The sequence below is a fragment of the Aeromonas sp. 601039 genome, from assembly GCF_049174415.1.
GTDB classification, from domain to species: Bacteria; Pseudomonadota; Gammaproteobacteria; order Enterobacterales; family Aeromonadaceae; genus Aeromonas; species Aeromonas veronii_A.
Window position 1 is genome coordinate 67741 of record NZ_JAAKTL010000021.1, and the last position, 9277, is coordinate 77017.

Below are 9277 nucleotides of genomic sequence, written 5' to 3' on the forward strand. Positions count from 1 at the left end.
CCGCTCAAATTAATGAAAATCAGGAATCAATTGGCTGCCACTGTTTCGTTAGATTCATGGTCAGTGGCCCGCTAGGATAGCGGACAGCCTGTGCTCCCCGCACAACGTCGTTTTGGTGTTCTCCGGTTGCCCAACCCCTTAGGGCAACCCACTCTCGTGAGGTCTATGGATGGAATTGGAACTGGTTACCCTGTTTGCCCTGTTCGGTGTAGCGCTTGTCGCCGGCTTTATCGATGCCATCGCCGGTGGCGGCGGTCTGCTGACGGTGCCAGCGTTGCTCGCCACCGGCATGCCGCCCGCGCTGGTGCTCGGCACCAACAAGCTGCAGAGCAGTTTTGGCTCCTTCTCCGCCACCTGGTTCTATGCCCGCAAGGGGCTGCTGGAGTGGGCCATGATCTGGCCTGCGGTGATCTGCACCTTTATCGGTGCGGCCATCGGCACGCTGGCGGTGCAGACCATAGACGCCGCCATTCTCGAGCGCCTGCTCCCTTTCCTGCTGATGGCCTTTGCCTGCTACTTCTACTTCTCGCCGCGGGTAAGCGATGCCGAGAGCTCCCGCCGTCTGACTCCCATGCTGTTTGCGCTGCTGGTGGGGGGCGGGGTCGGCTTTTATGACGGCTTCTTCGGGCCGGGCACAGGTTCGTTTTTTGCCATCGGTTTTGTGGCGCTGGCGGGCTTTGGCATGGCGCGCGCCACCGCCCATACCAAGCTGCTCAACTTCACCTCGAATATCGCCTCCCTGCTGTTCTTTGCGCTCGGTGGCAAGGTGGTGTGGAGTGTCGGCTTCTGCATGGCGCTGGGGCAGTTTATCGGCGCCCGCTTCGGCTCCAAGATGGTGCTGAAAAAAGGGGTGAAGCTGATCAAGCCGCTGCTGGTGACCGTCTCCCTGCTGATGTCTGCCAAGCTGGTCTGGAGCCAGTATCCCGAGCTGTTTGCCTGGATCTGATGTGCGCCTTGCTTGCCGCATCGCAATTGTTAACGGGGCCCTTGGGCCCCGTTGTCATATCAGGTGTTTTACACGGCTAGCGCGGCGTGTCGCTGCGGTGGCGAAAGTGTTGGTGCAGGGCGCTCACCAGCCTGGCAATGCGCTCGCGCTTTAGGCTGTTTGGCCGGTAGACCAGATGCAGGGGACGGCCCAGCCCGGGTAGTGGGCGCGCCATCTCCCCCTGTTCTCCCACCAGCCCCAGCAGGCCAGCGGGGAGCAGCACAGGGCCAATGCCTGCCTTGGCGAGTTCGATGAGCGCCAGATAGGAGTCGAGCTCCATGGCGGGCTCCAATCCCATATCTGCCAGCGGTTCGCGAAGGTAGCGGTTGGAGGGGTTCTCCAGATCCATGGTGAGGATCTTGCGCCTGCTTTCTGCGCTGGCTGGTGGCAGGCTCTGCTGCCCCTCGCCCACCAGATAAAAGGGCTCCTCAAGCAGCAGATCGGCGCCGAGGCCATGGCCGGGTGGGAGCCGACCGGCGCAGATGCCGAGCAGGGCATCACCGCTGCGCACCCGCGCCAGAATGACCGGAGTGTGGTGGGTAGAGAGGGCAAGGTGGGGATCGCGCTCCATATAGTCGCGCATGAAGTGGGAGAGATAACCGGCCAGCAGGGTTTCGGAGCAGGCAATGGGGAGGGGGCTCTGATCCGCCAGATCCTGACTATCGGCAAGCACCCCCTTCATTTCGGCCAGACTCGGGGCAACTCGTTCCAGCAGCTCCTTGGCCTGCGGGGTGAGGCGGATCTGGCGCCCCTCCGGCTCGATCAGCTTCTTGCCGAGGCGCTGCTCCAGCTGGGCAATCCGCTTGCTCACCGCCGACTGGCTGATATAGAGGCGACTGGCCACCTTGGCCATGGTCCCTTCGCTCGCCAGCAGGCTCAGCGTCTCCAGCCCTTCCAGTAACATCTCGCCCCCTTGTTTGTCGCCATCAGGATCGTCACAGATTGATCAGCGCTACCTTAGGGGCTGACTGGCTCAGGAGCAAGGGTCGTTTGCTGCCTTGGCCGGTCGAATGCGCCATTCGCTCAAGGGCGGCGCGAAGATCACCAGATTGCCGATCAGGCTCACCACCACTCCGGCCACCGAGACCGGCTGCCAGACAAAGCCTTCATAGAAGGTGGAGAGGGTAAGCGCCACCAATGGAAAGAGCACGGTGGCGTAGGAGGCCTTGCTGGCACCGATGCGCCCCACCAGGGTCAGGTAGGCGGTAAAAGCGATCACCGAGCCAAACAGGGCGAGATAGACCATGGCCGCCAGATAGTGGCCATCGGTCGGCACCACCAGCTGTTGGCCTAGCAATATGACCCAGCCCAGCAACAGCACCACGCCGTAAACCATGCCCCAGGGCACCAGTTGCAGTACGTGGTAGCCATGGCGTTGGCCCCGTGCCGAGACCAGATTGCCCAGCGAAAAGCAGAGGGTGCCGCCGCAGGCGAGCAGCAGCCCCTTCCAGCCGTTTGCACCCAGTTGCGCATCCGCCAGCACCGGCCAGAACAGCAGCAGGGTGCCAAAGAGCCCCAGCAAGGAGCCTTGCAGCCAGCGCAGGGTGGGGCGCTTGTTCTCGAACAGCCAGAGGTTGAGGCCGTTGAAGATGCTGGCACTGGCAAAGATCACCGCCGACATGCCGCTCGGGATATAGCGGGTGGCGTGGTAGAAACAGAGAAAATTGGTGGAAAAGAGCAGGGCACCGAGCAGCGCCGCATAGCGCTGGCCATGCCACGGCAGGCGCGGAAAGCGGCCGCTGGCGGTGAGCAGGGCAAACAGTGCCACCGCAGCCAGCAGGAAGCGGTAGAGCACCGACACCTCGATGGGGATGGGGCCAAGTTGCCAGGCGATGGCAATCCAGGTGCTGCCCCAGATAAGCACGGTGGCAAGATAGAGCATCAGGTTCATCACTGTTCCGGTGAGTCAGGGAGAGATGACCCACTATGGGGCAAGCCCTGATGGCTGGATTGCACCATCTTGCGGTTTTTCATCGCCCTGCGCTGTCATCTGCGGGCGCGGTCGGTAAGATGGGTGGCAGCGACATAACACTTACACCGGAACAGGCGGCAGGGGCGAATGAAAACAGCAGGGGTATTTGATGCTCTGGTCAGCACCGGCGCCCGGCTGGACGACGCTTGCTGGCTCGAACCCGGGCTTGGCGTCGCCAGTTGGCGCAACTGCTATGACCAGACCCGCTATCACAAGCCGGGCCACCACACCCTGAGCGTCTATCTGCAAGGAGGCGAGCAGACCGAGCGACTCGATGGGCCGGGTGGCCACGGCGGCACCGGCAAGGTGTGCATCATGCCGGATCACCACAGATCCGAGTGGCTGGTGCGCGAAGAGTTTCGCTTCTTTCATCTCTACTTCACCCCGGCTCACCTCACCCGTATCGCCGAGGAGGTGTGTGACAAGGAGGGGCGCCACCTGCAACTGGTGGACAAGACCTTTATCGACGATCCGCAGGCGGCTTCGCTGGTGCAGCGCCAGTTGATGCAGCTTCAGTGGCAGCACGGGGTCGATCGGTTGGCACTCTCCCACGGCGCCTGGATGTTGATCCTCCACGCCTATCGCCACCACACCGAGGAGGCTCCCGGTCTGCCGCCTCTGCGCGGCGGGCTGGCGCCCGTGGTGATCAAGCGGGTGCAGGAGTATCTGCAGGCCCATCTGGCCGATTCGGTCACGCTGGCAGAGCTGGCTCAGCAGGCGGGGCTGAGCGAGTATCACTTTGCCCGCATGTTCGGCCAGAGTCTCGGCTGCCCGCCCCACCGTTACCTGCTGGGGCTGCGGCTCAAACGGGCCAAGCAGCTGTTGACTGGCCCCGAGCCGCTGGCCAGCATCGCCAGTCAGTGTGGCTTCTCTTCGCAGGCCCATTTCGGTAATCGTTTTCGCGAGGCGTTTGGTTTGACGCCGGGGCAGTGGCGGGCGCAATTGTCATCTTCCCGTCACAGATAAGCCTGAGACTTTGGGCAAAAGAGGTGTACTCTCTACCACTTATCCATTGAAAGGAATGCCCATTGAATTATCGCAAACGTCAAATCCGTACCCGTCACCTTTGGTTCAGCCACTGGAATGCCCCGCAAGATCGCACCGCTGTCGTCACCCCTCCCGAACCTGCAGTGCCTCACAGTTCACGTTGAAAAAGCCCGGCTGCCGATAGGATTTTCCAGTTAACTTTGCCACTATTGCTCAATCTGAGTGACGTGGACATTGCAGGATGTTTCTGGAACGTATTGAAGTAAAAGGTTTTCGCGGTATAAATCGTCTTTCGCTCGGGTTGGATCACACCACAGTGCTGATTGGCGAGAATACCTGGGGCAAGTCGAGCCTGTTGCGCGCGCTCTGGTGTCTGCTGGGGCAAAATGCCGAGCCCTATCAGTTCACCGCCGATGATTTTCACCAACCGGAAGATCCCGAGCTGGCCCCTTCGCGTCATCTGCAACTGGTGCTCACCTTCAGTGAGCACAGGCCACAAATGTGCCAGCATTCTCGCCGTCTGGCTCGTCTTGGCGCCTCCTGGGTGCTGCACAAGGACAAGTTTCATCGCATCCACTATCGTGCCAGTGCCGAGCTGCAAGCTGATGGCTCTGTGCTCACCATTCACGACTTTCTCGACGGGGTGGGCAAGAGCCTGCCTATTGCCAATACTAACGAACTGGTTAGCCTGCTGATCACCATGAACCCGGTGTTCCGGCTGCGGGACGCTCGCAGTGCCCGCAACGGGGTGGAAACCCTGCAGTGGGGAGATCTCTCGGAGCACAGACTCAGTGAACTGGCCGACAAGCTGATCGACGAACCCCAGCGCATCGGGGAGCCGGAGTTGAAGGAGGCGCTGCAAGCAGTGCGCCAGCTGATGGATCACTATTTCAACGCTCTGGCCCCCATCAAGAACAAACCGCGCAGCCAGCGTGACATCATCAATCGTCCCATGACGTTGCGCAATCCTGGCAACCTGCACACCCTGCTGCGCCATGCCGATAACCGCACCCTGCAACTGGCGATGGCCGGGATGGCGGCGACCCTGCTGCAGGCGCGAGGCAATCGCGAGCTGGAGGAGGGGGCCCGTCCCATCATGATCCTGGAGGATCCTGAGAGCCGGCTGCACCCGACCATGCTGGCGCTGGCGTGGGGGCTGCTGGAACAACTGCCGGGCCAGAAGCTGCTCACCACCAACTCGGGAGATCTGCTCTCTTCCCTGCCGCTCAATCAGGTGCGACGACTGGTGCGCCGTCAGCAGGATATCCTCTGTCACCAGCTGGGGGGCGAGCGTTACAGCAGCGACGATCTGCGCAAGATCGCCTTCCACGTGCGGATCAACCGCCCCATGTCGCTGTTTGCCCGTTGCTGGCTGCTGGTGGAGGGGGAGACCGAGATCTGGCTGCTCTCCGAGCTGGCCCAGATCTGTGGTTACAGTTTGCGGGCCGAAGGGGTGCGGATTATCGAGTTTGCCCAGTGCGGCCAGTCACCGCTGATCAAGGTGGCGCGGGATTTTGGTATCGAGTGGCACCTGTTGACCGATGGCGACGAGGCGGGGCTCAAGTATGCTGCTTCGGCCCGGGGCCAACTCAAAGGGGAGCGGGAACGGGATCGGTTGACTCAGTTGCCAGCCTCTGACATTGAACATTACCTCTATCACAATGGTTTTGAAGCCGTGTTCCGGCGGGAAGCAGGGGTGGGCGGACGAGCCATGTGGAGTGCCAGTCATATCATCAATAAGGCGATTCATCACCGCAGCAAGCCGGGGATGGCACTGGCGGTGGTGGAAGAAGCCGAGCGGCTTGGTGCCGAGCATATTCCTCCCGTGCTGCGTCAGATGTTTGCGCGGGTAGTGGCACTGGCTCGCGGTCAGGTGTGAAGTCGGTGTGATAATGGGCCTGTCGGCTGCATCATGACCTTCGGGGCATCTGCTCATTTTTTGCCGGTCTGTTTGTCGTGATTGGGGATAGCCGCAGGTTTGGGTATACTCGCCCACTCTTCTCTGGCGCCCCGGTGGCGCTCCCGAATTCTTGCTGCTGGAGGCGTCATGTTCGTCCAACTCCCACTTTGGCTCTTTCCCCTTACCGGCTTGATGGCGCTTGGTGCCCTCATTGCCCTCGGTATCGTGTTATGGCGCGGTGATATCTGCCCCGGCCAGCGCTCACGCATCACTCAGCAGCTCTTCTCCATCTGGGTCATTACCGCGCTCTCCTTGATGCTGGCGGTAGAGGCCAAGGCGGCCAGTTGGCTGATCTGGAGTGGTGGTGCCGCACTGGTGCTCGGGGTCGGCTTGTCGCTGGCCCAGTCACGGCTGGAGGGCAAGCGTGCAGTCCCCTCAACGCTGCTCTGGCTACCGGCGTTGCCACTCGCTGTTTATGGCTTCGGGCTGCTGCAGCTGCAGGGCTGGGTGAGCGGTTTATTGCAGATGGTGATGCTGGGAGCGGCCTTTGCTCACCTGATGCTGTTGCGAGCCCGTCACCGCCTCAAGGCGTTTAATACTCTTCTGCCGCTGGCTGCGCTGGCGGGCGCCATGGCCAGCCTTATCTGGCTGGCCGTGCTGGTGGGCTGGCAAGGGGCTGAAGCCAATCTCGATGATCTGATCCCGGCGGTGGTGACACAGGCTGCCTTGTTGGTGGCTTCCCTGCTGCTCTGGTTCAGCCCGCTCTACTTGCAGCGTGATACCGCGCCTGTGGTGGTTTCCACTTCCCTGTGTGGCCTGCTTATCGCCCAGATCGCCGCTACCAGCGTGCTGTACCAGCTGATCTGACACTGGTACTGAAAAGAGCAAGCCCCGAGCCAAGGCCCGGGGCTTTTTCATATCTGACTCTCGAGAATCAATAGAAGTCATCGGCCCCGCAGATAAACAGGCAACTGCTGCGTGGCTGGGCCAGATACTCTCTGGTCAACCCTTCCAGTGGCATGCCGAAAGTGCAGATATCTTGCGGTGAGGGGAGGGCGGTATCGAGGATCCGCCGCCAGTAGCCGCCAACTCCCTTGGGCGGGCTGGGCAGGTTGAAGGTGAGGGGCTCCCAGTAGGCGTTAAACAGTACGTAAAGGGCCAGTCGGGTTTCGCTTGACAGGGCCGACATGGCGATGGCATGGGAGTGGGGACTGAAGTCTGGCTGCATGGCATTGACTCCGTGCCAGCAGATCTCGCTGTGCCGCAGGATTTCGGTGAGCGACAGTGGCATGCTCTCCTGCTCCGGGCGCTGGAACAGATGTTTGCGATATTGGATCAGCTCCTTCATGAAGCGGAACATCTCCTGGCTGCGGGGAGTTGGTTGCCAATCCATCCAGCAGGTCGCGTTGTCCTGACAGTAACCGTTGTTGTTGCCGTGCTGGGTGCGCAGCAGTTCATCCCCCATCAACAGCATCGGGGATCCCACCGATAACAGGGTTGCCACCATCATGTTCTTGGCTTGGCGCGTGCGCAGGGCATTGATCTGGGGATCGTCCGTTACCCCTTCATGGCCGTGGTTCCAGCTGAAGTTGTGATCACAGCCATCACGGTTCTGCTCGCCATTGGCCTCGTTATGCTTGTTGTTGTAGCTGGCCCAGTCCCACAGGGTAAAGCCGTCGTGGCAGGTGACGAAATTGATGCTCTTCTCGGGATCTGCATGGTGATAGTGATAGATATCGGGGCTACCGCACAACCGTTCGACAAAGGCGGTGACGCTGTTGTCATCCCCGCGCAGAAACCGGCGTACGTCGTCCCTGAACTGGCCGTTCCACTCACGCCAGCGGGCGCCGGCCAGTGATCCCACCTGATAGAGCCCCCCTGCATCCCAGGCCTCGGCGATCAGCTTGATATCGGCGATCTTGGGATCGGTATCTATGGTGCGCAGGGTCGGGGCATTGGCCTGTGGCTGGCCCGATTCATCCCGCGACAAAATGGCAGCCAGATCAAACCGGAAGCCATCGACGTGCATCTCCTGGCGCCAGAAGTGCAGGCTGTCCATGATCATCCGCAGTACCACCGGGTGTGCGCCGTTGAAGGTGTTGCCACAGCCCGAGTAGTTAGTGTCCTTCTGGTTGTTGTCGAGGATGTAGTAGGCCTCGTTGTCGATGCCGCGAAACGAGAAGGTGGGGCCATCATCTCCCCCCTCGGCGGTGTGGTTGTAGACCACATCCAGGATCACCTCGATATTGGCCCTGTGCAACGCCTTGACCATATCGCGAAATTCGGTCAGCGGATCATCGCCACAGGCGTACTGGGCATGGGGGGCGAAAAAGGACATGGGGCTGTATCCCCAGTAGTTGGATAGCCCCCTGGGAGCATCCTGAGGGTCGAACTGAAACACCGGCAGCAGTTCAACGGCGGTGACCCCGAGAGATTGCAGATAGGGGATCTTCTCAATCAATCCAAGATAGGTGCCCCGCAATGCAGGATCAACCCCGGAGCTCGGGGAGTTGGTAAACCCCCCCAGATGGAGTTCGTAAATCACCGAGCGGGAGAGAGAGTGAGCAGGCAGTTTGTCTCCTTCCCAGTTGTAGTGGCGGGTATCGACTACCCGATTTTTGGCGCAGCAAGCCATATTGCTGCCGGGGCGTGCAGCCGCCCATCGGTCATAGTTGGGGCCCAGTTCAATACTGCGCCCATAGGGATCGAGCAGAACCTTGTCACCATCAAAGCGGGTGCCACAATAGGGACGCCATGGTCCCTGGATACGGTAGGCGTAGCGTTGCCCGATGGGGAGTCCTTCAATATGGATATGCCAGTAGTAGGCAGTTCGGTTGAAACGGGGGGAGAGGGGAATTACCTCGGGACTATCATCTTCGGCACTGGAGAAAAGCAGCAGCTCTACCCGGCTGGCCAAGCGGGCCCAGATGGCGAAGTTGACGCCGCGGTTGTCGGGTGTCGCCCCCAACTGACGGCAGTGACCGGCGGAGATGCGCATATCATACCTACCCAAAATGAGGAGTGTTCATCTCACTGAGTGTAGTGCCTGGTATGTGGCTTTGACTCTATTGCCTGAAAAAACAGCATGATGCTGCTAATGTCCTCACTCTCTGTCTGATTAATCTACGAATAAACTTTTTTTGAGATATTTACTTGCAATCTGTGCGCTGGCGCCTATTATTGGCGACCTCAGACGCGGGGTGGAGCAGCTCGGTAGCTCGTCGGGCTCATAACCCGAAGGTCGTCGGTTCAAATCCGGCCCCCGCAACCAACTTTTCGTCAGCCTGCGATTGTGTCAACAGTCGAAAGCAGACAAACGCCGTCAAGCTACTGCTCGGCTTGAGGGTGACAATTCGGACGCGGGGTGGAGCAGCTCGGTAGCTCGTCGGGCTCATAACCCGAAGGTCGTCGGTTCAAATCCGGCCCCCGCAAC

7 protein-coding genes and 2 tRNA genes are annotated in these 9277 nt (G+C 60.5%); 6 read left to right on the plus strand and 3 right to left on the minus strand.

Going from position 1 to position 9277, the window contains the following annotated elements; genetic code table 11:
- Window positions 1-169 precede the first annotated feature (169 nt).
- The gene (locus G5195_RS16240) at window positions 170-946 is read left to right on the plus strand and encodes a TSUP family transporter (RefSeq protein WP_005333472.1); all 777 of its coding nucleotides are present in this window, start codon (window positions 170-172) and stop codon (window positions 944-946) included.
- Window positions 947-1022: 76 nt separating this feature from the next.
- Here G5195_RS16240 and G5195_RS16245 read toward each other — a convergent pair whose 3' ends face one another.
- Both G5195_RS16245 and G5195_RS16250 read right to left on the minus strand, forming a co-directional pair.
- On the minus strand, window positions 1023-1889 hold the full coding sequence (locus G5195_RS16245; RefSeq protein WP_421223224.1) for a LysR family transcriptional regulator: 867 nt from the start codon (window positions 1887-1889) through the stop codon (window positions 1023-1025).
- A 69-nt stretch (window positions 1890-1958) separates the two neighbouring features.
- Window positions 1959-2876: a DMT family transporter gene (locus G5195_RS16250; protein ID WP_421236312.1), complete on the minus strand. Its 918-nt coding sequence runs from the start codon at window positions 2874-2876 to the stop codon at window positions 1959-1961.
- 168 nt (window positions 2877-3044) lie between these two features.
- Here G5195_RS16250 and G5195_RS16255 point away from each other — a divergent pair, with 168 nt between their 5' ends.
- The 3 genes from G5195_RS16255 to G5195_RS16265 all read left to right on the plus strand — a co-directional run bounded on the left by G5195_RS16255 (window position 3045) and on the right by G5195_RS16265 (window position 6711).
- On the plus strand, window positions 3045-3923 hold the full coding sequence (locus G5195_RS16255; RefSeq protein WP_421223226.1) for a helix-turn-helix domain-containing protein: 879 nt from the start codon (window positions 3045-3047) through the stop codon (window positions 3921-3923).
- 262 nt (window positions 3924-4185) lie between these two features.
- Window positions 4186-5823, plus strand: coding sequence for an ATP-dependent endonuclease (locus G5195_RS16260; protein WP_216953487.1), 1638 nt, complete (start codon window positions 4186-4188; stop codon window positions 5821-5823).
- 168 nt (window positions 5824-5991) lie between these two features.
- Window positions 5992-6711 (plus strand): hypothetical protein, encoded by a 720-nt coding sequence (locus G5195_RS16265; RefSeq protein ID WP_151285685.1) that lies wholly within the window; start codon window positions 5992-5994, stop codon window positions 6709-6711.
- Window positions 6712-6778: 67 nt separating this feature from the next.
- Here the strand turns inward: G5195_RS16265 and glgX are convergent, their stop codons facing one another.
- Complete coding sequence (glgX, locus tag G5195_RS16270) at window positions 6779-8842, minus strand: glycogen debranching protein GlgX (RefSeq protein ID WP_151285686.1); 2064 nt, start codon at window positions 8840-8842, stop codon at window positions 6779-6781.
- Window positions 8843-9038: 196 nt separating this feature from the next.
- On the opposite strand from glgX, the gene G5195_RS16275 reads away from it, so the two are divergent.
- Together G5195_RS16275 and G5195_RS16280 are read left to right on the plus strand one after the other, a co-directional pair.
- Window positions 9039-9115: transfer RNA gene (locus G5195_RS16275), tRNA-Met, on the plus strand.
- An 87-nt stretch (window positions 9116-9202) separates the two neighbouring features.
- Window positions 9203-9276: transfer RNA gene (locus G5195_RS16280), tRNA-Met, on the plus strand.
- The last annotated feature ends 1 nt before the right edge of the window (window position 9277 follow it).